This window comes from Enterococcus sp. CR-Ec1, assembly GCF_002850555.1.
Classification (GTDB): Bacteria; Bacillota; Bacilli; order Lactobacillales; family Enterococcaceae; genus Enterococcus_D; species Enterococcus_D entomosocium.
This window is the reverse complement of record NZ_CP025223.1, coordinates 1,856,927-1,881,727: the sequence shown is the minus strand read 5'-3', so window position 1 is coordinate 1,881,727 and position 24,801 is coordinate 1,856,927. Positions and strand designations below refer to the sequence as shown.

General features: G+C 43.0%; 27 protein-coding genes. 2 read left to right on the top strand and 25 right to left on the bottom strand.

Annotated elements, in window-relative coordinates; all coding sequences use genetic code 11:
* Window positions 1-5: 5 nt before the first annotated feature.
* The 18 genes from CXM95_RS09045 to CXM95_RS08955 all read right to left on the bottom strand — a co-directional run bounded on the left by CXM95_RS09045 (window position 6) and on the right by CXM95_RS08955 (window position 16,589).
* On the bottom strand, window positions 6-485 hold the full coding sequence (locus tag CXM95_RS09045; protein ID WP_005235941.1) for a DUF6530 family protein: 480 nt from the start codon (window positions 483-485) through the stop codon (window positions 6-8).
* 189 nt (window positions 486-674) lie between these two features.
* The gene (locus tag CXM95_RS09040; protein ID WP_005235943.1) at window positions 675-932 is read right to left on the bottom strand and encodes a TfoX/Sxy family DNA transformation protein; all 258 of its coding nucleotides are present in this window, start codon (window positions 930-932) and stop codon (window positions 675-677) included.
* A complete protein-coding gene (locus tag CXM95_RS09035; protein ID WP_008379907.1) occupies window positions 925-1,467 on the bottom strand; it encodes a GNAT family N-acetyltransferase in 543 nt (180 codons plus the stop codon). The genes CXM95_RS09040 and CXM95_RS09035 overlap by 8 nt, the downstream gene beginning before the upstream one ends.
* A gap of 177 nt (window positions 1,468-1,644) precedes the next feature.
* Window positions 1,645-2,493 (bottom strand): DegV family protein, encoded by an 849-nt coding sequence (locus CXM95_RS09030; RefSeq protein WP_005235946.1) that lies wholly within the window; start codon window positions 2,491-2,493, stop codon window positions 1,645-1,647.
* 93 nt (window positions 2,494-2,586) lie between these two features.
* Window positions 2,587-3,861 carry an LCP family protein gene (locus tag CXM95_RS09025; protein WP_101699042.1) on the bottom strand — a complete coding sequence of 425 codons (1,275 nt, stop codon included), beginning with the start codon at window positions 3,859-3,861 and terminating at the stop codon, window positions 2,587-2,589.
* 116 nt (window positions 3,862-3,977) lie between these two features.
* Window positions 3,978-4,448 carry a GNAT family N-acetyltransferase gene (locus CXM95_RS09020; protein WP_086299441.1) on the bottom strand — a complete coding sequence of 157 codons (471 nt, stop codon included), beginning with the start codon at window positions 4,446-4,448 and terminating at the stop codon, window positions 3,978-3,980.
* Window positions 4,423-5,304 carry a prephenate dehydratase gene (gene pheA / locus CXM95_RS09015; protein ID WP_086299442.1) on the bottom strand — a complete coding sequence of 294 codons (882 nt, stop codon included), beginning with the start codon at window positions 5,302-5,304 and terminating at the stop codon, window positions 4,423-4,425. Before pheA ends, CXM95_RS09020 begins: the two co-directional genes overlap by 26 nt.
* 1 nt (window position 5,305) lies before the next feature.
* On the bottom strand, window positions 5,306-5,812 hold the full coding sequence (locus tag CXM95_RS09010) for a shikimate kinase (protein WP_008379901.1): 507 nt from the start codon (window positions 5,810-5,812) through the stop codon (window positions 5,306-5,308).
* Window positions 5,809-7,098: a 3-phosphoshikimate 1-carboxyvinyltransferase gene (aroA, locus tag CXM95_RS09005; RefSeq protein WP_086299443.1), complete on the bottom strand. Its 1,290-nt coding sequence runs from the start codon at window positions 7,096-7,098 to the stop codon at window positions 5,809-5,811. Before aroA ends, CXM95_RS09010 begins: the two co-directional genes overlap by 4 nt.
* Before the next feature lie 9 nt (window positions 7,099-7,107).
* A complete protein-coding gene (locus CXM95_RS09000; protein WP_008379898.1) occupies window positions 7,108-8,190 on the bottom strand; it encodes a prephenate dehydrogenase in 1,083 nt (360 codons plus the stop codon).
* Window positions 8,191-8,235: 45 nt separating this feature from the next.
* Complete coding sequence (aroC, locus tag CXM95_RS08995) at window positions 8,236-9,402, bottom strand: chorismate synthase (protein ID WP_005235960.1); 1,167 nt, start codon at window positions 9,400-9,402, stop codon at window positions 8,236-8,238.
* A gap of 19 nt (window positions 9,403-9,421) precedes the next feature.
* Window positions 9,422-10,477: a 3-dehydroquinate synthase gene (gene aroB / locus CXM95_RS08990; protein ID WP_086299444.1), complete on the bottom strand. Its 1,056-nt coding sequence runs from the start codon at window positions 10,475-10,477 to the stop codon at window positions 9,422-9,424.
* 36 nt (window positions 10,478-10,513) lie between these two features.
* Complete coding sequence (gene aroF / locus CXM95_RS08985) at window positions 10,514-11,539, bottom strand: 3-deoxy-7-phosphoheptulonate synthase (protein WP_005226100.1); 1,026 nt, start codon at window positions 11,537-11,539, stop codon at window positions 10,514-10,516.
* A 40-nt stretch (window positions 11,540-11,579) separates the two neighbouring features.
* The gene (locus CXM95_RS08980; RefSeq protein WP_034872642.1) at window positions 11,580-12,449 is read right to left on the bottom strand and encodes a shikimate dehydrogenase; all 870 of its coding nucleotides are present in this window, start codon (window positions 12,447-12,449) and stop codon (window positions 11,580-11,582) included.
* A 413-nt stretch (window positions 12,450-12,862) separates the two neighbouring features.
* Entirely contained in the window at window positions 12,863-13,621 is a 759-nt protein-coding gene (locus tag CXM95_RS08975; RefSeq protein WP_005235966.1) for an ABC transporter ATP-binding protein, read from the bottom strand.
* Window positions 13,621-14,505 (bottom strand): ABC transporter permease, encoded by an 885-nt coding sequence (locus tag CXM95_RS08970; protein WP_008379889.1) that lies wholly within the window; start codon window positions 14,503-14,505, stop codon window positions 13,621-13,623. The genes CXM95_RS08975 and CXM95_RS08970 overlap by 1 nt, the downstream gene beginning before the upstream one ends.
* Window positions 14,506-14,583: 78 nt before the next feature.
* Window positions 14,584-15,636 carry a tryptophan ABC transporter substrate-binding protein gene (gene trpX / locus CXM95_RS08965; protein WP_010748363.1) on the bottom strand — a complete coding sequence of 351 codons (1,053 nt, stop codon included), beginning with the start codon at window positions 15,634-15,636 and terminating at the stop codon, window positions 14,584-14,586.
* A gap of 377 nt (window positions 15,637-16,013) precedes the next feature.
* Window positions 16,014-16,589, bottom strand: a complete 576-nt coding sequence (locus CXM95_RS08955) for a hypothetical protein (protein WP_005235969.1) — start codon at window positions 16,587-16,589, stop codon at window positions 16,014-16,016.
* A 126-nt stretch (window positions 16,590-16,715) separates the two neighbouring features.
* Between CXM95_RS08955 and CXM95_RS08950 the strand changes: the two genes are divergently transcribed.
* Entirely contained in the window at window positions 16,716-17,114 is a 399-nt protein-coding gene (locus tag CXM95_RS08950) for a DUF1622 domain-containing protein (RefSeq protein ID WP_005235970.1), read from the top strand.
* A 108-nt stretch (window positions 17,115-17,222) separates the two neighbouring features.
* Entirely contained in the window at window positions 17,223-18,923 is a 1,701-nt protein-coding gene (gene efbA, locus CXM95_RS08945) for a fibronectin-binding protein EfbA (protein WP_005235971.1), read from the top strand.
* Window positions 18,924-19,177: 254 nt separating this feature from the next.
* On the opposite strand, the gene CXM95_RS08940 is transcribed toward efbA, so the two are convergent.
* The 7 genes from CXM95_RS08940 to CXM95_RS08910 form a co-directional block, all read right to left on the bottom strand.
* Window positions 19,178-19,669: a pyridoxamine 5'-phosphate oxidase family protein gene (locus tag CXM95_RS08940; RefSeq protein ID WP_005235973.1), complete on the bottom strand. Its 492-nt coding sequence runs from the start codon at window positions 19,667-19,669 to the stop codon at window positions 19,178-19,180.
* Entirely contained in the window at window positions 19,669-20,586 is a 918-nt protein-coding gene (locus CXM95_RS08935; protein ID WP_005235975.1) for a helix-turn-helix domain-containing protein, read from the bottom strand. The genes CXM95_RS08940 and CXM95_RS08935 overlap by 1 nt, the downstream gene beginning before the upstream one ends.
* A 322-nt stretch (window positions 20,587-20,908) precedes the next feature.
* The gene (locus CXM95_RS08930) at window positions 20,909-21,586 is read right to left on the bottom strand and encodes a carbonic anhydrase family protein (protein WP_101699594.1); all 678 of its coding nucleotides are present in this window, start codon (window positions 21,584-21,586) and stop codon (window positions 20,909-20,911) included.
* A 157-nt stretch (window positions 21,587-21,743) separates the two neighbouring features.
* Window positions 21,744-22,379, bottom strand: coding sequence for an orotate phosphoribosyltransferase (gene pyrE / locus CXM95_RS08925; RefSeq protein WP_005226111.1), 636 nt, complete (start codon window positions 22,377-22,379; stop codon window positions 21,744-21,746).
* The gene (pyrF, locus tag CXM95_RS08920; RefSeq protein WP_008379878.1) at window positions 22,376-23,095 is read right to left on the bottom strand and encodes an orotidine-5'-phosphate decarboxylase; all 720 of its coding nucleotides are present in this window, start codon (window positions 23,093-23,095) and stop codon (window positions 22,376-22,378) included. The genes pyrE and pyrF overlap by 4 nt, the downstream gene beginning before the upstream one ends.
* A complete protein-coding gene (locus tag CXM95_RS08915; protein WP_016611756.1) occupies window positions 23,095-24,018 on the bottom strand; it encodes a dihydroorotate dehydrogenase in 924 nt (307 codons plus the stop codon). Before CXM95_RS08915 ends, pyrF begins: the two co-directional genes overlap by 1 nt.
* Complete coding sequence (locus CXM95_RS08910) at window positions 24,018-24,794, bottom strand: dihydroorotate dehydrogenase electron transfer subunit (RefSeq protein WP_086299446.1); 777 nt, start codon at window positions 24,792-24,794, stop codon at window positions 24,018-24,020. The genes CXM95_RS08915 and CXM95_RS08910 overlap by 1 nt, the downstream gene beginning before the upstream one ends.
* Between the last annotated feature and the right edge of the window lie 7 nt (window positions 24,795-24,801).

Below are 24,801 nucleotides of genomic sequence, written 5' to 3'. Positions count from 1 at the left end.
TTTTCTTAATAACCTAGCTCATCCAAAAGCCGTTTTAGGATTTTGAAGCGTTCACCATAAAGTTCGCCATCTTTTTGCAAGGAATCATAAAAAAGTAGAATGTCTTCATCGATCTTAGGATTTTCGGTGTCTACTTCAACGGTCATACGATTTCCTTGTAAGCCAATGATCTCGATCAACGGATTTTCAGGATCGTAAAACTTTTCATGGCGATAAGCCTCTTGAAAATACAAACTGGATTGCGCCACTAAGATTGCTAGATCTAAGATTCTAGTGAGCGGTAGTTCTTCTGACTGACGAGACCATTTTTCACCTGTGTGGCGCCAAACCTTGCCTGAGATATCGACTTTTCCCCGGTCGTTCCATTGTGCCAATCCGAGGGAAAGGCCTTTTGCATCCGTATGTAACGCATTTTTTCCGTCAACAGTATCATAGTCTTCCACTTTAATGACGGGCTTATGTTTCAAGTTTTCTGGTATTTTCATTGTTCTCACTCCTTGTTTAGTAAATTACTAATTTACTAGATAGAGTAAGTATAATGAGGAAGCTAGTTTGGGACAAGCAAAAGGTCTTTTCTAGTAGCTAGGGACAGATGTCTATAGAAAAAGCACTTGATAAGAAGTATCTAAAAACAAACGCTCTTAAAAAGTGCTTTTTTAAGACGCATTACTTCACTAGCTCAATTGATTGAAAAAAAGGCGCAATTCTTGCTTTCTCTGACTTGCAAGTTGGGCTTTGGGAATGCCTTGGATCGCCCCTTCAATACCATAGAGCATATGGAGGCAAGCGCCCGCATCACATTGTTGGCGGATCGTCACAAAAATGGCTTCGGCCGTTTTTGTGCGCAATTGTTCAGGGGTACTGATGCCGATACGAACCAGGTGATCCGCTAAAACTTGGCCTACATTTGGTAACTTTTGCAGTTCATTCATAGGTTTCTCCTTTTTGATTGTTGTCATCCTGCCCGTCTTCCTCTTGACGAATCAACGCATAGAGTTTCATATCTAACAGCTGATGGTTTTTCTCCGCATGCTTTCGCAAAACGCCTTCTAATGTAAAACCTGCCTTTTCCAACACACGACAAGAGGAATGATTCTTCGCAAAAGATTCAGCAGAAATACGAACGATAGTTGAAGTAGTAAATATATAGTCACATAGTTGTTGAACGGCTTGTGTCATCAAACCTTTTCCCCAGTACTCTTGTGCAATAGAGTAGCCAATCTCAGCCGTTCTATAATGGATATTTTCTTTGCGAACAGCACGGATACTGCCGACTGCTCGGTCATCCACAGTGATTGCAAAGGCAAATTCTGCTTCTTCCACAGATCGAATATAGGCTTGTGCATCTGCGACCGTATACGGGAATGGCAACCCCTCCCGTAAATAATCGTGGATGGATTGATTATTTAACGCATGGGCTAAATCTTGCGCATCGCTCATTTGCCACCTTCTTAAGGAACACTTCATAGCAAATCCTCCTTTGCCAGTCCTTCATTTTGATCCTATTGTACGAGTTTGTGTGATTTTTTACAAGCGAATCTCAAAAAAGCAGAAAAAAGAACCAGCTAGACGAACGTCTAACTGATTCTTACATACATTGTCTTGAGGAGATAATGGCGTGAATAAACATAGAAAAAATAAAAATTATTGCGCTGAAATAGCGATGCCAATGGCTTTTTCCCCTAAATGCGTGCCGATAACTGGTCCGAAGTGACCAATCTCAATTTCTGCATTTGGGTATTTCGCTTGAAGCTTCGCTTTTTCTTCTTTCGCTACTTCTAAATTATTGGCGTGGATTACATAAAATTTAACAGGCAATGCGATTTCTTGCTCCCGTTGACCAATGATATCTTCCGCGCGATTGAATGCTTTTTTGCTGGAACGAATGCGCTCGTAAAGCACAATTTTTCCTTGATCAAAGGTCAAAATCGGTTTGATTTTTAATAATCCGCCAATCAAGGCTGCTCCATTGGTTAAGCGACCGCCACGAACCAAGTTATTCAAGTCGTCAACGATCAAATAGGCATAGGTATTGTCTCTGATAGTGTCCAGATGGGAAATGATCTCTTCTACGGTTTTGCCTTGACTTGACAGATCAAGAGCGGTTTCTACCATGTGCCCCATCGGCATACTTGTGATTTTCGAATCGTAAGGAATGATTTGAACGCCTTCGATTTCATCGGTAATTCCATAAAGCGTTCCGATAAATCCAGAGATACCGCTTGATAAGTGGATACTAATGATCGTGTCGTAACCGCGATCTTTCAATGACTCATATAAGGCTAACACTTCTCCTAATACCGGTTGAGAAGTGGTTGGGAATTCTTTGCTGTTTTTCAACAAAGCGTAATACTCATCAGCTTCAATGTCGATGCCCTCATTGTAGACTTTTCCATCTAAAATAACAGGGATCGGTATGATAAACAAATCTTCATGGTTTTTGATCCGTTCCGGCAGATAAGCTGTACTGTCAGTAACAACGGCTAATTTCATTCTTTTTCCTCGTTTCAACAAATTTCAAACGTCATTAATAATATAGCATAAATTTACTTACTTTCAAATGGTTTTCAGAACTTTTCATTCTGCTTACTCATTAAGAAAATTCCTGATCGCTTGTTGATTGGTTTCAAGATTGACGACTAACACACTTCCGGCACTCGCACTTGAACCGTATTGCCAAGAGTCAGCGACTGGGACAGTCAAGCTGTCGACTCCTCCCGCCCCTCGAGCAATCGAGAAGGTATTTTTTAATAGGAAAGACATTGGCAGGTTGGTGGAAGCATAGCCTAAGACTTTTCCAGCTGCATAAGGCAATTTTAAAATAGCTAAAGGATTTTTCATTTCGCTAAAGATCGCATCCATTACTTGCTGCTGTCGTCTTACACGACCGAAGTCACCTTCTTCGTCCATCCGAAAGCGTGCGTATTGCAACAGCTCAAGCCCATTCATTTGTTGTTGCCCTTGCTTGATGGCAACTTCAAGATTTTTACTCATATCTTTTTCCGCGTTGATAGCAACGCCTGAGGGAAACAATGTGTCGATCACTTTTTCAAAGGAACGAAAGTCAACTTTTGCATAATAGTTGGTTTCTAGCCCGAAGTTCTTCGCTAACGTTTGTCTAACCAAATCAGCACCACCAAAGGCATAAGCCGCATTGATCTTGTTTTCGCCATAACCGGGAATCGTAACTAAAGTATCCCGCATAAAGGAAAGTAGCTTCGGTTGCTTACTGGGACCATCTAATTGCAAAACCATAATAGTGTCTGCTCGTCCAGCTTCTCCTTCACGACTATCACTACCAATGAGCAATATATTCCGAGCACCATTTGCAGCGGCCGTACCATTAAAGGTCTCTTCATCAGTCGTAGCAAAAGCAGCGTCACTTCTTGCGACTTGCTGACCGACAAGAAACGCAATCAATGAATAGGCAAAAAGCACCAATAGTACCCGAACCACAATACGCAGAACTGGGTGCTTCCGCTTTTTCTTTTGTTTGGGTTGCTTGGTCTTCTTAAGCTTTGACGGTTTTTGTTTGCTTTGTTCCTGGCTTTGATGCATCGCAGGCCTCTGAGCAGATAGCGGAGGGATCGCGCTTTTTCGTCCCTCAGATTTTATTGCTCCTACTTGTGACTGTTCTCGAGAACTTTGAGCCGCACGAGAGTCGCTTGCCCTAGGATGCTCGGTGTTTTGATAAGGACTGTCTCCTACTCGCTCATCAGCAGAAGAAGTAGAATCACTCGGTCTGACGCGCTGGTTTCTTCTTTTGGCTTCTCGACGGGCAAAGATACTTTCTTTGGCTGCCTGACTGGATTCCTTTTCTAGCCGTTCATGCAGTTTTTTATTTTTTTCCATCCTGCTCATTGCTTCTGATCCTCCAACTAAAAAATAGCTCTCTGTCTATAAGGATACCCTAGACCTTATAGAAAGAAAGCTATTTTCTGAAATTTTAACCTTTTTCTAGGAAATTTCTTCATATTTTACTTTAGATGCTTTGATGCACCTTGTCGTATGCTCACAAATCCTGCTTGCTCATAAAATGATTTCACTTGGTTTGCCGACCAAAAGTTTAGTGAGAGATCATCGAAGCCTTTTTCCAGCGCGACATTTTCAGCAAATACCAACAATTGTTTTCCAATATGCATCCCTTGGTACCGAGGGTCAACAGCGATCGCTGCAATTTCCAGCCACTTTCGTTCATGCATCATCGCATTTTGTGGCAAACAGACCTCTTGAAGATGCACAAAGCCACAAGGCTGGTCCGCCAACCAAGCGATAAAAAAGTGGTGGCTTGGCTCTTGCAGCTGCTGTGTGATTGCTTGTTCAAATCTTGACTGATCAAAGGGCTTAAAAATCGTTGGGTACCATTGATGGTGCTGTGTTTGGATCTCTTTATGAAACGTTGCTAAAAGGGTTTCATCTTGGCTAAATTTTATTTTGACTTGAGTCATTTTTTGTCACTTCCTCAACAACATTTACGGAATACACGCCGAGAAGATGGACTTGACCACCCAACAACTGAATCTCTTCAAAAGCATTTACAATCAGTTGCCACGGCTTGTCCATCACCAGATCGATCACGAAAAAGTATTCCCCTAAGGTGGTTTTTGAAGGCCGCGATTCAATTTTGCTTAAATCAATTTCTCGCCAGCCAAAGGTTGCTAAGATTTTGTGCAAGATCCCCGGTCGGTTTGCTGGGAGCGTCACAAAAATCGTTGCTTTCTCAGCAGTCTGCTCTGGTAACTGGGTGTTTGCTGCTTTCTTCGTCAAAACCCAAAAACGGGTTTGATTAAAGGCAACATCTTGAATATTGGTTTCTTTGATCGTTAATTGATAGGCCAATGCCGCTTCTTTGGAAGCAATCGCCGCAACTGCTTCTTCTGGATGTTTTGCTACGTAGGCTGCTGCAGTCGTTGTGGAAGCAACCGCCTCAACAGTAGCTCCAGCAAATCGGGCTTCGATGAAGTCGGCACATTGCGCTAAGGCTTGCGGATGAGAAATAATCTTAGTGATGGGACGGTTGTCTTTTGATGTTTGCTGAGAAACTAACAATTGATGATTGATCGGTAAAATAACTTCCTGTTCGATGCTCAACTGATTTTGACGAAAGAGCGTATCAATCGTGGCATGAACAGACCCTTCTAATGAGTTCTCGTTCGGAACGACCGCGCGATCGATCACGCCGTTAGCTAGCGCTTGAATACAAAGCGGAATCGATCCATAGGGGATACAGGTATTTTCCGGATAAGCTTCTTGCGCAGCTATATGCGTAAAGGAACTTTTCGGTCCTAAATAACCAATCTTCATTTTATGCACCCGCTTTGATCAAAATTTCCTGTACGATTTCTTCTGGTGCTTTGTTCGTCGTTTCAACGATCAATGAAGCAGTTTCTTCATAAAGAGGGATCCGAGGACGGTAAACAGCCAATATTTCTTCTGGTGATTTTGAGACGACTAAGGGACGAATGCTGCCATTATCCGCCTTTAAGCGATGAATCAGCTCCTCGGGATCTGTTTTTAAATACACGACGAGCGGCATCTCTTTTAAAAGTTGACGATTTTCTTCTTTTAATACGATGCCCCCACCAGTGGAAATAATTTGTTCCTTTGCCAAAGTTTTAGCTAAAATATCCGTTTCGATTTTGCGAAAGGCTTCCTCACCGTGTTGGTCGAAAAATTCTTGAATGGTCATGCCGATCTCAGCAACGATCAAGTCATCAAAATCCACATGAGACTGTTTCGTTTCTTCAGCCAAAAGACGACCAATCGTGGTTTTTCCAGCACCCATAAATCCAATTAATATCACTTTTTTCACTCGCTGTTTCCTCCTTTAGCCAAACGTGCGACATCCTCAAAAAAATCAGGATAAGAAACTGCTACGGCTTCGGCTTTTTCTAATTCTACCTCTTCATCTGTCAATAAGGCGGCAATTTGCAGCATCATGCCGATGCGATGGTCCCCCCGACTTGACACACGTCCGCCATGCAAAGGGGTTGGACCGTTGATGATCAACCCGTCCTCGGTGGGAGTGATGTCCGCTCCAAGTTTTGTCAACTCTTCGGCAGTTGCATCAATTCGGTTGGTTTCTTTTACTTTTAGTTCTTCCGCATCTTTGATCACCGTTTTGCCATGAGCCTGCGTGGCTAACAACGCAATGATCGGCAATTCATCGATCAAACGTGGGATAATATCGCCAGCGATGGTCACTGCCTGCAAGGTAGAACTTCGAACGGTAAGGTCAGCTGATTGATTCTGATCGTCTTGATTAGAAAAAGCAATTGAAGCACCCATCTCCTCTAGTACGTCAAGAATTCCTGTACGAGTGGGGTTGATCCCGACATTTTTTAAAACGATCTCACTTTCTGGCATAATCGCGCCGGCTGTTAGGAAAAAAGCAGCGGAGGAAATATCACCAGGAACAATTACTTCTTGTCCTTGGAGTGTTTGAGGTCCCGTCACAGTGATCGTTTTGCCTTGTGTTGTAATGACACCACCGAATTGACGAATCATTTCTTCGGTATGGTTGCGACTTGTCTCTTTTTCAATAATCGTCGAGGTACCTTGTGCTTGCAATGCCGCAAAAATCAGCGCCGATTTTACTTGGGCACTTGCTACGGGCATCTGATAATTGATGGGCTGTAAAGAAGCAGTACCATTAACGGTGATCGGTGGGAACTCCGTCTGCTCATGCCCTCTCACATTGGCACCCATTTCTCTTAATGGCAGCATCACTCGGTTCATCGGACGTTTATTCAAAGAGTTATCGCCGAATAAGGTGGTTGTAAATGGCTGTCCAGCCAAAATCCCCATCATTAAGCGAATTGTTGTACCAGAATTGCCGATATCAATTGGTTCTTGGGCAGGCTTAAGGCCATTAAAGCCCTGTCCTTCGATCGTGATCGTCTGACCGTCATCATGGATTGGAACGCCTAATGATTGAAATGCATGAAGGGTGCTATAGCAGTCTTCTCCACGCAAGAAATTACGGACAATCGTTGTCCCTTCGGCTAACGCCCCAAACATGATACTACGATGCGAGATTGATTTGTCAGCAGGGACTGCTATCGTCCCTTTTAGATGTGTTGCTTTTTTTAGTTTCATAAAGGCCTCCTATTTTTTTCGACATGAATAGGTCGTCTTTTTTTGAATCAGCTGCTCTGCTTGCAGCAAATCATTTTGCGTTTTGAATGAAATCTGTAAAACACCAATAATATCTTCTCGAGTTTCAAGAATTTTCAAGTTGATCAAAGAGAGCTGATGTTCGCTCAATAGCCCCGTCACTTCAGCGACAACGCCGGGATGATCCGGTACATCGATGAATAGATCATAGAATGCTGGGATCGCCCCATTTTGATGAACCGGCAATTGATCCCGTGTTTCCTTCGCGGATTCAAAAAACCGAAAGATCGCCCGTTCGTCTTTTTTCTGCAACCAGTGAGCCATGGTCGTCATTTGTTTTTGCCACTCATCGATCAGCTGCAGCAGCTCCTGTCGATTACTCAATAAGATATCGGTCCACATACGAGGATCTGAAGAAGCAATGCGAGTGATATCGCGAAAACCGCCTGCTGCAAGTTGCTGTGCTCTAGGGTGTTCGTGGTTGAAGGCATCTGCCTGATTGACTAATCCCGAAGCAATAATATGAGGCAGATGGCTCAACATCCCTGTGATTTGATCATGCTCTTGGGGAGCAAGTGCCACATATTTGGCTCTAGTGCCGCGAAAAAGCTCTTGTAGTTCTTCCACCCGCTGACTTTTCGTCGGTGTGAAGATATAGTAAGCATTCTCGAAAAGGTTCTCATCGGCTGCTGTGATCCCTGATTTATGAGAGCCAGCCATCGGATGGCCCCCAATAAAATCAAAGGAAAAGGACTCGGCAAATTGCGTGATTTCCGCTTTGGTACTGCCGGTGTCTGTTACCAGGACCGAAGGCTTTAATGAAAGTGCCCCCAGTTCGGCAAGATAGTTTTTGGTGATCTCTACCGGCAATGCCAACAAAATCACGTCGGCACGGACAGCACCTTCAGAAAATGAAGGGGGCACTTCGTCTACTAAATTTGTTGCTAATGCGATCTCATTAGTTTCCTGACAATCCCACCCCATCAAATGCACTTGCGGATGTGCCTTTTTGATACATGTTGCTAAGGAAGCGCCGATCAATCCTAGACCGGCGACGAAGATATTTTGGCTCATGAAAAGAATCCTCATTTCTACTGGAATTTTTTGCTGTTTCTTTAATCAGTAGGTTAACAAGTATTCTCGATACGCCTGAACAGATGCGGTCAATTCTTCGAAAGAATCACTTGGAAACTTTTCTAATAGTTCATTGGCCACCACTGTTGCCACCACACTCTCACAAACAACACTAGCTGCTGGTACAGCGGTGCTATCTGAGCGTTCGACGCTTGCTTTATACGGTTCTTTGCTGTCGATATCAACACTTTGCAACGGCTTGTACAAGGTCGGGATCGGCTTCATAACCCCGCGAACCACAATTGGTTCCCCGTTCGTCATGCCGCCTTCAAAACCACCTAGGTTGTTGCTGCGACGGGTGTAGCCCCGTTGTTCGTCCCATAAAATCTCATCCATGACTTTTGAACCCGGTAAAACACCTGCCTCAAAGCCAACACCGAACTCAGCACCTTTAAAGGCGTTGATACTGACCACGGCTTGGGCAATCTTCGCATCAAGTTTTTTGTCCCATTGCACGTAACTGCCAAGACCAGCAGGAACGCCGCCAACAAGCACTTCCACTACGCCGCCGATCGTATCACCATTTTTCTTCGTTTGATCGATCAACTGCTTGATTTCTTCTTCGACTGACGGATCTAACACCCTTACTTCTGAAGCTTCAGAACGTTTTGCGATTTCTTTAACGGTCAACCCTTCTGGAATTTCTGCTTTGATGCCGCCTAACATCGTTACATGACCTGCCACATCGATGCCAAGCTCCTTCAAAATTTTCTTCGCGATTGCGCCGATGGCTACCCGCATAGTCGTTTCCCGGGCAGATGAACGTTCCAGGACGTTTCGTAGATCTTGATGGTGGTATTTCATACCGCCGACCAAGTCAGCATGACCAGGTCTTGGTCGTGCCACTCGTCGTAGTTTGCGGTCTTTTTCTGGTACCTCTTCGATTGCCATGACCTTGGTCCAATTTTTCCAATCTTTGTTCTCGACCACTAAAGTCACAGGAGAGCCTAATGTTTTTCCATGCCGGATACCGGAAGTGATACGGACTTGGTCTTTTTCAATCAACATCCGTCCCCCACGACCATAGCCGGTTTGTCGTCTCGCTAATTCAAAATTGATGTCTTCTGCTGTTAATGGCAATCCTGCCGGTAACCCTTCGATAATGGCGGTCAACTCTGGTCCATGTGATTCGCCTGCTGTAATATAACGCATGATCCGTTACCTTCCTTTCTTATACTAGGTAGTCTTTGATTTTTTCAGTCGGGATCGTCACGATTTTCGCCTGTCCGATCGCTTCTAATAGAATAATCTTCAATTGTTGCCCGCGGGCTTTTTTATCATGAGTGATTGCTTGGTATAATTGCTCTTTATCTATTTCCCTTGGTGTAATCGGCAAGTGAAACTTCTCAACCATTTCTGTAAGCTGCTGGGTCGTACCTTTTGGTGTTAATCCGGTGGCTTCTGCATGTCGGGTAATCATAATCATCCCCATCGCAACGCCTTCTCCGTGACTAGTCTCAAAAGCAGCCGTTCTTTCTAAGCCATGACCGATCGTATGACCGAAGTTCAGTGTCAGACGACTACCATGATCAAAGGGGTCTTCTTCCACTACTTTTTGTTTAACCTTTAAAGAAGCTGTGATCACATTTTCAGCGTGGGCCAACAAATCGGCTTCATCTTTCAAACCTGCTAACGTTTGCCAAAGTTCAGGATCTGCAATAGCGGCTGACTTGATGATTTCAGCAATGCCTTCTTGGACGCGTTTAAGCGGTAAACTTTCAAGTAAATCTGGATCGATCATCACACCGGTTGGTTGGGCAAACGTGCCAACGAGATTTTTGGCACTGCCAGTATTTACAGCTGTTTTCCCGCCGATACTTGAATCGACCTGTGCCAATAACGTCGTCGGAATCTGCAAGAAATCAATGCCGCGCATATACGTAGAAGCAACAAATCCTCCGAGATCACCGATCACACCGCCACCAAGGGCAATGATCCCATCGCTTCTGGTCATTCCGAATTGGGCAAGACCATCATATAAACTAGCTGCTTGCTCTAGTGATTTGCTTTTTTCGCCGGCTGGTACGACTAACAGTGTTGCCTCAAACCCGGCAGCGGTTAAGGAATCAACGATTTGTCCGCCATACAGGGGTGCGACATTGCTGTCTGTAATGACGGCAATGCGCTGTTTGTCCCACAACTGTTGTACCCAAGTTCCAACTTTTTGAAACGACCCTCGTTTAATGAGGATATCATAGGAATGGTCTTCTAAGTGAATGTGTAACATTGATTTTTGCACCTCTTTTATTGGTTGTCTTCACGCTTAGTCTTGCAACGCTTTGATTTCTTTCATCGCTTTTTCCATGATATGGACTTCTTTCATCATGTTCATGTACGTTTTTTCATTAAGTGATTGAGGGCCATCAGACCAAGCATTGGCTGGATCTGGATGGATCTCAACGATCATCCCATCGGCGCCAGCAGCAACACCCGCTCTTGCCATTGGTGGTACAAGATCCCAAATACCTGTTCCATGACTAGGATCAACGATGATTGGGAAGTGGCTCAGTTTTTTGATGATTGGTACTGCACTTAGATCAAAGGTATTACGGGTTGCTGTTTCGTAAGTTCGGATCCCACGTTCAATGAAAATCACTTCACTTTTATCTTGAACAGCGATGTATTCCGCTGCATTCAACCATTCGTCGATCGTGCCTGAGATGCCTCGTTTAAGGCCAATTGGTTTCCCAGTTTTTCCAACGGCAGCTAGCAATTTGAAGTTTTGCATGTTCCGAGCACCAATCTGCAAAATATCACTGTATTCCGCCACCATATCGATATGTCCTTCGTCCATGACTTCTGTGATGACTTTCATGCCAGTTTCATCAGCTGCTTGGCGAATGTATTTTAGCCCTTCTTCTTCAAGCCCTTGGAATGCGTAAGGCGACGTGCGGGGTTTGAAGGCACCACCACGTAAGATTTGTGCACCACCAGCTTTGGCGATTCGGGCACATTCACGAATTTGGTCTAAGCCTTCAATCGAACATGGACCAGCCATCGTAACAAAGTTGCCGTCACCGATTTTCACACCATCTACATCCACAACCGTATCTTGCGGATGGAACTCACGAGAGGTCAATTTGTAAGTATTTGAGATCCGAATGGCATCTTCGACACCTTCGTAGCTGCGAAAAGCAACATCTTGGATGCGGCGTGTATCCCCTTTTAACCCGATAACGACCTGTTCTTTTCCTTGGTTGACTTGAACATCTAAGCCTTCTTTTTTGATTCTAGTTACAACAACTTCAACTTGTTCTGGCGTAGCGCCTGGTTTCATAATTACGATCATTTTTTCTTCCTACTTTCGTTTTTTCTAATTTTTTTATTTTTTACATGGATTCAATAAGTGCTTTTACTTTTTCAACAGGCATTTCTTGGCCTGTCCAAAGTTTAAATGCAGCTGCACCTTGATACAGCAACATGCTTAAGCCGTTTGCAGTTTTGGCACCGACTGCTTTCGCATCTTTCAAAAGCTGCGTTTCTCTTGGATTATAGATGACATCATAGACAGCTAATGATTCCCGCAAGAGTGTTTTGTCTTTTAGAGGACTTACCGTATCATTCGGCTTCATCCCCACGCCAGTAGCATTAACTAAAAGACTGCTTTGATCGATGGCTGTTTTTAGAGCCGTCTGATCTTCTAAATCCGTTAATGTGATCTCAGAGGCGGTCTTTTCTGCAATCTGTGTCAATTTTTCCTGGATGATTGGATAAAACTCATCCTTGCGGTTAAAGACACGGATTGTTTTGACACCATCTAGTGCAGCTTGACTAATGATTGCTGTCGCTGCTCCACCTGCACCGATCACAGTCATCGTTTTTCCAATGATCGACACTTGAATGTCTTCAAGTGCGCGCATAAAGCCGATACCATCTGTATTGTGCCCAATCAATCGCCCCTCTTGATTGACGATTGTATTGATTGCGCCGATCAGCTCGGCTGCTGGTGAGCATTCATCCATCAACGGTACTGCTGCCATTTTATGGGGCATTGATAGATTGACACCTAAGAGATCCAACTGACGGATGCTTTGGATACTAGCGGCTAAATCATCCGGCTCAACATCAAAGGCCAGATACACGGCGTCGATCCCTTGTTCTTCAAAAGAAAGATTGTGCATCGCTGGAGAGATGCTGTGTTTGGCTGGTTTGGCAAATAGTGCCGCCAACCGTGTGTGACCGGTTATCATTTGTTTCATCTGGTTCATTCCTTTCAACAAAAAAAGATGTCCACCGTAAATTTAAGAATCTACAGTGAACACCTTCAAACATTACATAGCGACAGCGCCGATATGTGAATATAAAAAATAGCCACTATAGATTTTACGATCTACGTGGCTGCGAATTCATTACGAAATGCTCTAGCCATCATAGATACAAACTTAGCGTTTGTATCCATGCCTTCATGAATACAAACCTATCTAAAATAGCTAAAGTAATATTTATTCAGTTGTGTGGGGTTCGTTAGCAATAATTTTTGCATAGTCCTTCGCTCCAAACTGATGTAAGATTGACCTAAGTATAGGTTTAACTTTGAAAGATGTCAATGATTTTTTCTTATTTTTTTCATTTATTTGATTATATTTTTCGAAAACACTGTTCTATCAAGGGTTTATAAGTCGTCTTCAAAGAACAGTAACAGTTCTGGTAAACTTAAGCGAGCTTTTTCATCTGCTGAAAGATCCTTGACGATTTCCCCTTTTCTGAGCAGGATCAGGCGGTCTCCGTATTTTAATGCATCTTCCATCCGATGGGTGATCATGAGACAAGTTAGGTTTTGTTCTTCCACGCGTCTTGCAGTGATTTGCATCAGCTGTTTGGAGGTCTTTGGGTCTAACGCAGCCGTATGTTCATCTAGCAACAACAGTTTTGGTGTTTGAATCGTTGCCATCAATAAACTTAGTGCCTGTCGTTGACCACCAGATAAACTGCCCGTTGGCGTATCCAAATGATTTTCCAACCCGTTGCCGATTTCTTTACAAAGCGCAAAGAACATTTCCCTTTGTCCTTGGAGTTGTCGAAGACCAAGTGACCGTTTTTGCCCTCTTTTTTGTGCTAACAGCAGATTTTCTGCCACTGTCATACGTGGAGCCGTCCCCATTTTCGGGTCTTGGAAGACACGTGCCAAAAAGCGGGCGCGTTTTTCTTCCGAAAGTGCGGTCACGTTTTGATCATCGATCATCACTTGCCCACTCGTCAAGGGCATGGTGCCTGAGATGCAGTTGAATAACGTACTTTTGCCGGCGCCATTTCCTCCGACGACCGTGACAAATTCTCCTGGTTTTAAAGAAAGATCGATTTTATTCAAGAGCACTTTTTTCTCATTCGGTCCGTTGCCGACAACTTTAAAGGCTTTTTTTAAGGCTAACATTATTCATCCTCCGTTTCAAAACCAGTGCGTAGATGCAAGGCTTGTTTAAATTGAGGGATCAACAGGCAGATCGTCAAGACGATTGCAGAGAAGATCTTCAAGTAAGTCGTATCAAATCCAGCTTTGATCACAAATAGGATCAATAATTGGTAGATAATGCTGCCGATCACGATAGCGATCAGACGTTCCAGCAAGGTCAATTCACCATATAATACCTCACCAATGATGATTGACGCCAGTCCGATAACGATCACACCGATTCCCTTGCTTATGTCGGCGTAGCCGTCGTTTTGAGCGATCAATGCGCCTGAGAGTGCGATCACGCCATTGGAGACGATCAGTCCAATGATTTTCATTCGATCCGTATTGATCCCCATTGACTTGGCCATGTGTTCATTATCCCCGGTAGCAATATAAGCTTGACCCAAGTTGGTATGGAAAAAGTAAACCAAGACGCCCCCAATCAACAAGACCATGATCAATCCGATAATCACCGTATCATAATAATTCGGTAAATTCATTCTAGTAAAAAAATCTTGAATTTTCGGTTGGTTTAATAAAGAGAGGTTTGGTGAGCGCATCACAAACAGCATGACCGAGTTCAATGAAGACATCACCAAAATACCTGCTAAAATCACGGGAATTTTGCCTTTTGTATAAAGAAGTCCTGTCACACAGCCCGCACACATCCCAGCCAATACTCCTAACAAAGTCGCTAAGACGGGCGACACCCCATGGGTGATCGCTGTCACACAGACAGCACCGCCTAACGGAAAGGACCCTTCCGTCGTCATATCCGGGAAATTCAAAATACGATAGGTCATAAAAATCCCTAATCCCAGGATTCCCCAAAGTAGCCCTTGCCCTATTGCTGAAACAATCATCATTCTTCCTCCATATTCTTACAAGTTTTCTCTTTCAAGACTCTCTCGGTGATCGCAGGTGATTGCTGTTCCTAATTGTTACTCATCACTTGCTTCACTTTCCGGTGTCGTTGTAATCAATTTTGCCTCGTCTTTGAGGTTTTCTGGGATAGTGATTCCCAATAACTGCGCTTGTGTTTCATTAATGATCGTTTCGCCATCGCTGAATGTATAGATCGGCGTTGTCGCAGGTTCGGCCGTCCCGTCAAGAATTGCTGCCACCATCTTCCCAGTTTCGACCCCAATCGTAAATTGATCTTGCCCAACCGTTGCTAAGCCGCCTTGTTCCACCATCGTATCAACAGACGTGATGATGGGCGTTTTTGATTTATTGGCTTCTTGTACTACCGTCTGCATTGCGTTTGCAATCGTATTATCTAACGGAATATAGATAAAGTCGACTTCTCGTGCCATCACTTGCACCATTTGAGCAATTTCGTTACTTGAAGGAACGGCATACGATTTGCTGGTCAAGCCATTTTCTTCGGCAGCAGCTTCTGCTTCTGCCACTTGGTATTTCGAATTGTCTTCGGTCGAAGAATACAAAATGCCGACTGTTTTTGCCTCCGGTAGCAAATCTTTTGCTAGTTTGATTTGCGCAGCGACGGGTGCTTTATCTGAAACACCAGTGATATTTCCGCCGGGTTGATCCATATCTGCCACGAGATTTGCCCCAACTGGATCAGTGACCGCTCCTAAAACGATTGGTACATCCTGAGTGACATTCGCCAACGCTTGTGCTGCGGGTGTTGCTACCCCAACCAAAACGTCGGCATCTTTATTTAGCAGCTGCTGACTCATCGTTGCCAATTTACTTTGATCCGCTTGGCCGTTTTGGAATTCGATCGTCAAGTTGTCCCCTTCGGTATAGCCTGATTCTTTAAGGCCTTCTTTGATCCCCTCGGTGATCGCATCTAACGCTTCATGACTGACAAACTGCAGGATCCCAACTGTTTTTTCAGCTTTTTCTACTGGTTCCGAAGTCTCACTGGCTTGATTGGTCCCACTTCTCATTCCTAACTGATAGACAAAGGTCGCTCCTAAAAATAATAAAATAACGGCAACCGATGCAATTAATCCCTTGTTTTTCATTTTTCATTCTCCTTTTTCTGCTTACGTTTTTCGTGTTTTCGTTTTTACGGTTTTTGAGAACAAAAAAAGCAACTGCCTATGTGACGGCAATTGCAAGTAAGCAAAAGCCGCATAGAAGGTTGTCCTATGCGGCGATAAATTCAACTACCAGCATAGATACAGCACTTTAGAAGGTTCTCTAAAAAGTTGTATCTATGGAATGAGGTCCCATCAATACAACTATCTACGCCAGTTTTGCCATGATTTCACTTGCAATGGAATAAATAGTTTCATGATTGTTCCTCCTTCTCAACTTGTTTTCTTTCTTGATTGAATTCAGTTTAGCCTATTGATAAAAAAACGTCAACAATTTTCTGTCAAATTGTCAGATTTTTTTATCAATCATTGGCAGAAGAACGAATCGTCCACATGGGTAAACGATTCAATTCTGGGATGAATTCCGTCGTTGGCTGCTCAAATGAATCAAAAGTAAAGCGATTTTTCTCGACTCCTTCTTCATAGAAGACAAAGGTCACTTTATCAGGATCAATGTCATATTCATTGGAGAAAAATGCCACGTCATAGACGATCGGATAATAAAAAAATGTTCGATTCATTTCGTCTTCCTGTGCTTGGATCAGATCAAACACTTGATCCAGCTGTGGGCCATTTGGTTTACTGTACATCACAGAAATCGCTCTTGTTTCTCGAATCGTCTTATCAGCTGTCAAATATGGTAATGGCTGTACTTTTTCCGAAGGTAACTTGTCGAAAGCGATTCGATCCACTAAAGAGGCGTTGATGCGATTTTGAGAAAAAACGATCAAGCCTGCAAAAACCAGCGCGAAAAGAATGCCTCCGATCAGCGTGAAAATCGTTTTTTTCTGATCTCGGTATAGATCATCTAACAAAGCCTGCCAGCTTTCCACTGTTTTTTCTTTCGTGTAATGAACAAAGTTCCTAACTTGTTCCATAATTTGCCCACCTTTTTTAAAAATCCTACTATTAATTCATACTATCAATTCCCTTCTAGAACGTCAAGAAACTTCACATTTCTTCGATAATTCGGTAAGATAAAAGAAAACGGTAAAGGAGTCATTATGCATAATCTAGCTAGTTCTTTGATGACTGGAGCCAACCCAATCTTCGATTTCATTGTTGTCTGTTTAAACTTTCTCTCCATTTTCGTCATCGTTTGGGGTGTGTTGATCGCAGGCATTGATTTCGTGCGCTACGAATTAACAGAAAAGGACCGTTTGGTGGCAGCCAGAGAGAATAATTTTATCCGCAATTATTTAGGGAGTTATGTCTTATTAGGTCTTGAGATCTTGATTGCAGCAGATATTATTGAGACGATCATCCACCCTACTTTCGAAGACATCGTACGTCTAGCTGCAGTCGTTATTATTCGAACAGTCATCTCTTATTTCTTGAACAAAGAAATTGAGCGTGCACTGCAAACCACCGATCACCAACCTAACAAGAAAAAGGAAAGCTAGCTGCAATGGCTTTTCTTTGGATTCTTCGGTATAATAGATAGGAATATTTGACATTGGAAGGATCAATCCCTCAGTCAAACTATCCTTATAAGAAAAGAGGGAAACAATATGTCTTTTGATGGTGTTTTTACCCATTTAATGGTCAAAGAATTACAAAATCAATTAACCAGTGGACGTGTGAACAAAATTCATCAACCTTATGAAAATGAGGTCGTATTTGTGATCCGTGCCCAAGGGAAAAATCATAAACTTTTGCTATCCGCACATCCCACCTATGCTCGTGTGCAATGCACAACGATCGCCTATAGCAATCCAGAAACCCCACCGAATTTCTTGATGATGCTGCGGAAATATTTAGAAGGGGCGATCTTAGAATCAATCGAACAAATCGACAATGACCGTGTGATCCATTTTCATTTTACTCGACGAGATGAACTAGGAGATTTACAATCCCTCGTCTTGATTGTCGAATTGATGGGCCGTCACAGCACGATTTTATTAATGAATAAGACGAGCGGAAAAATTGTCGATACAATCAAACACATTGGTCATTCACAAAATACGTATCGTACTTTATTACCGGGTGCTACTTATATTGCACCACCAAAGCAAACAACACTTAATCCTTTTACAGCCTCTCGCACCAAAATTTTTGAAGAATTATCGACCATCGATCCCTTGACGGCAAAAGAACTTCAACAACGATTCCAAGGCTTAGGCCGCGATACAGCAGAAGAATTAATCGCTCGAATCAATGCCAATCCCAATGAAAAACTGCGTCAGTGGGAAGCTTTCTTTACAGAGCTTACCCAGGAGCTAGCACCAAGTTATCTCCAGTCAGAGAAAAAGGAATATTTTACACCAATTCCCTATCCATCATTGATCGATGCGACCACCACTGTCACCTCTTATCAGAGTCTGAGCGAGCTTTTAGATGCGTTTTATCACGACAAGGCGGAAAGAGATCGGGTCAAACAACAAGGTGGCGAATTACTAAAGAAGATTGAGAATGAACTGAAACGGAACCAATTGAAGTTAAAGAAACGCCAACAAACGTTAATCGATTCAGAAAACGCCGAAGAATTTCGTCAAAAAGGTGAGCTTTTGACGACCTTTATGAATCAAGTCCCCCGTGGTGCTGCTTCAGTTGATTTGGAAAATTACTATGATGAGAATCGGCTTTTGACGATCAAATTAGATCCCGCTCTTTCTCCCAATCAAAATGCTCAGAAATATTTTCAACGTTATCAGAAATTAAAAAATGCAGTCAAATTGGTCCATCAGCAGATTGCCGAAACGAAAGAAGAAATCGCGTATCTCGAATCCGTGTTAGCCCAATTAGAAATCGCCTCTCCAATGGATCTGGCGGTTATTCGGGAAGAACTGATTGCACAAGGCTATGTCAAAAATCGGACGAAACAGCGTAAAAAAGCCGCTCCTTCGCAACCAGAACGATTTCTTTCTTCAGACGGAACAGAAATTTTCGTTGGAAAAAACAATTTACAAAATGACCAACTGACCTTAAAAACAGCTCGTAAGAGTGATATCTGGCTGCATACCAAAAATATTCCTGGCTCTCATGTCATCATTCGTTCGGATGATCCTAGTGAGACAACCTTAATGGAAGCTGCAGAGCTTGCCGCATATTTCTCAAAATATCGTCAATCTGCCCAAGTACCGGTGGACTATGTGCAAGTCAAACATATTCGGAAACCGAATGGTGCCAAACCTGGATTCGTCATTTATGAGAATCAAAAAACGCTTTTTGTGACACCTGATGAGGGAATTTTGAGATTAAAACAGTCCTAGCTGCTCCTCAGTCTATTCGGATCAAAAAATCATAGTGTAATCAATAAAAGAACCGACCACAAAAGCGCTGCGAAACTACACGCGCTTGTGATCGGTTTTTATGCTTTTTCCTTCTATCTACTGCTCTTTCAGCGACAATTTTGCTTAGCTTGAAACACAAAAGGCAAGCCTTCTCAGAATTTAGCCATCGACGTATCTGCTAGATCCGATAGAATGGCATTCGAAAATCACCGTGAGAAAGTAGCTTCTGCTAGCTAATAAATTCCACCATCCTCCATAGTGACTTTCTTCTCGAAATCAAAATGATACAGCTTTTCCCAGTGATTGATATTCAACGTTCCTTTGGTCAAATGGATTGCTAGAAAGCAACAGCCTTTATCATTCTCATTGTTGACTTCGTCGTACCAGACAAAGGCTTTGCGAATTTTGCATCTTAATTCTGCATTTTTAGGGTCTAGCACCCAACCTAAATTCTCCCCTTGACCGACCGCAGTAAACCATTCACCGCTAACAGCAATGGAAACTGCTGGGTTCTTTTTGATTTGCTTGATTTTATTGGATTGCTCGTGTGTCGACACGTAAAAAACGCCCTCTTCATAAAAAGCATCAACTTCTCGAACGACTGGTTGTATGTGTCCCTCTACAGTCTTGTCACAAGCTGTCGTCGCAAGGGCAATCACATTGTCTTTAAAATGTCCGAATTTTTCTTCAAGCAGCTTTATTCCTTCTTCATACTGGTGGGTCATTATTCTGTTCCTCCTTGCATCTTAATTCTTTTTTTAAAAGGAATCCATAATTCGACATGAACCACATGATTTTCCCCTTTTCGATAAAGCTCAGGAAAAAAATTCTCAGCAATCCAGCCATTTTTCTTGAGCCAAAAACGGGTATAACGCATCGCCTTTCCCATATTGATGATCAGTTGCTCTGAGACCGTATCAAAACTGCAAACAATATACTCACGTTCTGGTAAAGTCCATTCAGTGCAGTTGAGAAATTGCGAACCATCAGATATTTGACCAACAAAATAACTTGAATAGCCTTCAGGCGCATCTCCCGGAAATGAAACACCGATCAGGCAATGATCGGTGCGAGGCTGATTGGCAGTCTTTTGATAAAAATCATGCCAAATATCATCAATCGGATCAATCCCTGTTCGTTGGCCCAGCATTTTTCCATACTTAAATGGATAGTAACCAACAACGCCACAAAAAACCAGCGGTTGCTGATTTCGCTTCTTCTGAATCTCCAAAACGACTCCTTCGCTGATCAATGGATTGCCTTCTTCTGTGACAATATACCCTAAAGATAGATCCGGCTTATCAAAATTTTGCAAGCCGATCGGCGCTTTTTGGTAAAGAGAAGGTGAAAGTCCATAAACGGTCTTAAAGGTTCTTGAAAATACTGCATGGCTGCTAAAACCAACCTCAAAAGCGACCTCAATGACTCGACTTTTTCTGTCTTTTAATAAAACAGCGGCTCTGGCCAGACGACGCAGTTTTATATATTCCCTAACAGAAATTTTAACTAAGCGAGTAAATAAGCGTTGATAATAAAATACAGAAAGTGATGCGACTTGTGCTAACGTTTCGATCTCTAGCGACTCAGCAAGATTGTCTTCGATAAAATCGATGGATTTTTGGATTGCTTCCCATGCATGCATATGGATTTCCTTTCTTTCACTATAAAATACTCAGCCAAAAAAGCTTTACCGTGTCTGCTCTTTTTCTAAAAAAACTATATTTGTATTTATTTTCACAATGCATTAACTGCCGAGAATCAGCTTATTTAATATTTTAGCATAGCCTTCATGGTCCTAGAATATAAAAATAAAAAAAGACGAAGAGTTTTCGTCTTTTTCTAGTCAATGACATTCTAAAAATTCTAACATCATTTTTATTGATTACCCTTACGAAGTGGTTTCTATACTGACCATCAAATGAAGTCAGTGATAAACACTACGTAAAAGGATCTATTTTTATAAATTAATAGAAATAAATAGGTCGATCTTTGCGGTCTTGTAATGGGCGATTATTGTTTTCTAACACTTCTTCCCGGAATTCCAAAATGAAGCGGCGGCTCATCTCCCCGATCCAGTCAAAGACGAACCAATTGATTGGCCCTTTGGTTGGCGGTGTCGTCAACGAACCCACATAATGGAAATGGTGGGTGCGTTCTGGTAAGAACATAGTCGGATCAAACCATTGCGTATGGTTTTCAAAGTCCCAGATGCTGTCGTCTTGCTGATTGCAGATCCAGTTGAGCTTATCCGTCAATTTGAATAAGATGCCCAAAACCAAGTTTTCTCCGTCCTCATTCATATGGACGAGATGAAACTCTAATTCTTGCTGTTCATCATCGATAATATGTTCAGACGGCATGTGGAAATGAATATCCGTCAAATAGTAGTTGATCCCTTTAAATGTGACATAACTTTCTTTGTTATATGGAACGAAGTGAATCGTATTTTTGAATTCTTTTTCCGTGAACCGCTCTCGTTTATAGTGAAAAGCCAAGTCCTGATCGATAGGTTCTTCGGTTTCATCGTGAACTAAAGCAATTGGGGATTGGTAAGGAAATTCGGCGCCTTGTGCATACCAATCGCACAAAGTGTGCCAATGTTCAGGTCCATTGTCTCCGGAATAACTCCAGGGAACATCCATATTTCTTTTCAAAAAAACAGCCTCCTAATTCAAGTTGACAGCAAGGAATAGCCCTTCCTATCAAAAAAACTTTCTCCCAATGCTATCAGAAAATAGGTGAAAATAAAACGAATATGCTTGGTCATTCCCTCACATATCCGTTTCTTATTTCAATTCCTTATTCACTCAACCAAGCAGCAGGATCTTTTCGCCACTCTTGTAACAGGGCAACATCAGACTCTTGAATAGCACCCGTTTCTAAAGCCGACTCGATCAACGCTGTATAGTTTGTCAAAGTCACATAGGATAGACCTGCTTGGTCAAAATTCTCTTGGACTTGAGGCAGCTCGTAAGTAAAGATCGCAGCGACGCCTAATACGTCGGCTCCTTCTCTTTTGGCTGCTTCACAAGCTTCTAAGACACTGCCACCTGTTGACAATAAATCTTCAATGACGACCATTTTTTGATTTGGCTGAATACGACCTTCAATTTGATTGCCTTTGCCATGTTCTTTTGCTTTGCTGCGAATATAAACCATTGGCAAATCTAACAATTCAGCGACCCAAGCAGCATGGGGAATCCCGGCTGTTGCGGTCCCTGCAATCACTTCTGCTTCGGGATAAGTCGTTTTGATGACTGCAGCTAAGCCTTTCGCAATGGCGCGACGTACATGAGGATAACTCATAGTGATTCGATTGTCGCAGTAAATAGGGCTTTTGATGCCGCTTGCCCAAGTAAATGGTTCATTCGGTCGTAAAAAAATCGCCTCGATGTCTAAAAGATCTTTGGCAATTTGATTGGATTGTTCTTTCATTGGCTAGCTTCCTTCCATTCTTGTTTTATTTGCAGATAACTTTCATACGGTGTCTTAGACTGGGTGATTGGACGTCCCACAACGATCATGGTAGCCCCCGCATTGCGAGCTTGTGCAGGTGTCATGATTCGTTTTTGATCGCCAACTTCACTGCCAGCTGGTCGGATACCAGGCGTCAAGCGTATGAAGGCATCGGTTGTTCTTTGCTTGATCTGTTTTGCTTCGTGTGCGGAGCAAACAACACCGTCTAATCCAGCTTTTTGGGCACAGGTGGCGTAATGGATAACACTTTCTTGCAGTGACGTCATGATCTGCTGATCATGATGCATTTGTGCCTCACTAGTGGAGGTCAATTGGGTAACTGCAATCAAATCAGGGACTTTGTCTCCAGCGGGGGTTCCTTGTTGCAGACCTTTTTTAGCAGCAGTCATCATTTCAATCCCGCCGGCTGCATGAACATTCGTCAAAGCAACACCTAAAGAAGCTAAGCGCTCCATTGCTCGTCCAACAGTATTAGGGATATCATGTAATTTTAAATCTAAAAAAATGTCATGGCCAAAGGATTTCAACCAAGTGACGATCGCTGGTCCTTCTTGGTAGAAAATCTCCATTCCAACTTTTACAAATAATTTTTCTCCCGCAGGAAATTGCGCTAAAAATGTTTCAATAGCCTGTTTGTTGGGGAAATCTAAGGCAATAATTGGTCGTTCACTCATCACACGTGCTCCTCTCTCACTTCTTTTATCAACTGTTCCAAAGAAGTGATCCCTAATTCTGCCATTCGGATAGGCAATTCTTCAATCAATTTTGGGCAAATGTAAGGATCGGTAAAGTTTGCAGTTCCTACTGCAACTGCACTTGCACCTGCCAGATACATTTCAAGTACATCATCCACTGACATCACGCCCCCCATGCCAATAATTGGTAATTGAGAAACTTGCGCCACTTGTTTGATTAGGCGGATCGCCACTGGTTTGATTGATGGACCAGACAAGCCCCCGGTTTGGTTGGCTAAAATCGGTTTTCGTGTTTTTAAATCGATCCGCATGCCCAAAAGCGTATTGATCATCGTAAACCCGTCGGCGCCGCCTGCTTCGATCGCTTTTGCAATTGGGACAATATCCGTCACATTCGGCGAAAGTTTGACATAGATCGGCACTTGCGAGACTTTTTTGACCGCTTCAGTCAATGCACCAGCAACCGCAGGATCGGTTCCGAAAGTGATACCGCCATGTTTGACGTTAGGGCAAGAGATATTCAATTCGATCGCTTTGACATTTTCTGCCTGACTGATTTCCTGACACACAAGAACGTAATCTTCGACGGTCGAACCAGCAACGTTTGCAATGATCGGTAACTCTGGATGTTTTTGAGCTAAGTCCGGCAATATTTGATTCATGACCGTTTCTAACCCAGGATTTTGCAACCCGATGGCATTTAACATACCACTAGGCGTTTCCGCTACCCTTGGGGTTGGATTGCCGAAACGTGGTTCAGGTGTGGTCGCTTTGATCATCACCGCACCTAATTGACTGATGTCATAATATTTATCATATTCTGCACCAAACCCAAAACAGCCGCTGGCAGGCATGATCGGATTTTTTAGACTCAATCCGGGTAGCTCGACGTTGATCGACATTAAATGACCACCTTTCTCGCCTGAAATACAGGCCCTTCGTCACAAACTTTGACACTTTTTGTACCTTGTTCGTCATCTTTCGTATGGCAAACACAGGCATAACAGGCACCCATCCCGCAAGCCATTCGCGCTTCCATGGATAATTGAACATCTGAAAGGTCTTCGAAAAGCTGGGCGGTGGTTTTTAAAAGACCGTTATTTCCGCAGGCAAAGATCGCCGCAGGTGTTTGCTCTGCAGCTAACAACAGGTTGCCAACATTTCCTTGTAAACCAGCGCTGCCATCATCGGTAGCAATCCTCGTGTCTCCTAGTGCACGAAATTCCTCTTCATAATACATGACGTCTTTGCTGGCAAAGCCCAAAAAGTGAATGACGTGGACGCCTTGTTGGGTCAGACGTTTCGATAATTCATAGAGCGGCGGTACACCGATACCGCCACCTACGATAAATGCAGTGTCCCCTTGATTTAAATGATGATAGCGAAACCCATTTCCTAACGGCCCCATCACATCGATTGGATCACCAACGGTCATTTCTGAAAAAATTCGTGTGCCATCTCCTTCGACCCGGTAAATGATTCGGCATTCTTTTTTCTCAGCATCGATATGATTGATACTGATCGGTCGGCGAAGAAGAAAGGCATTTTGAGGAACCCGCAGGTGCAGAAACTGCCCTGGGGTCCTCATCTCATTGACTAATTCACCAGTCAATGTCATTTCAAAAATCCGTGGTGCCAGTTGACGCTGTTTGCTGATGGTCATGATTTCTTGCTTCATCAAAAAA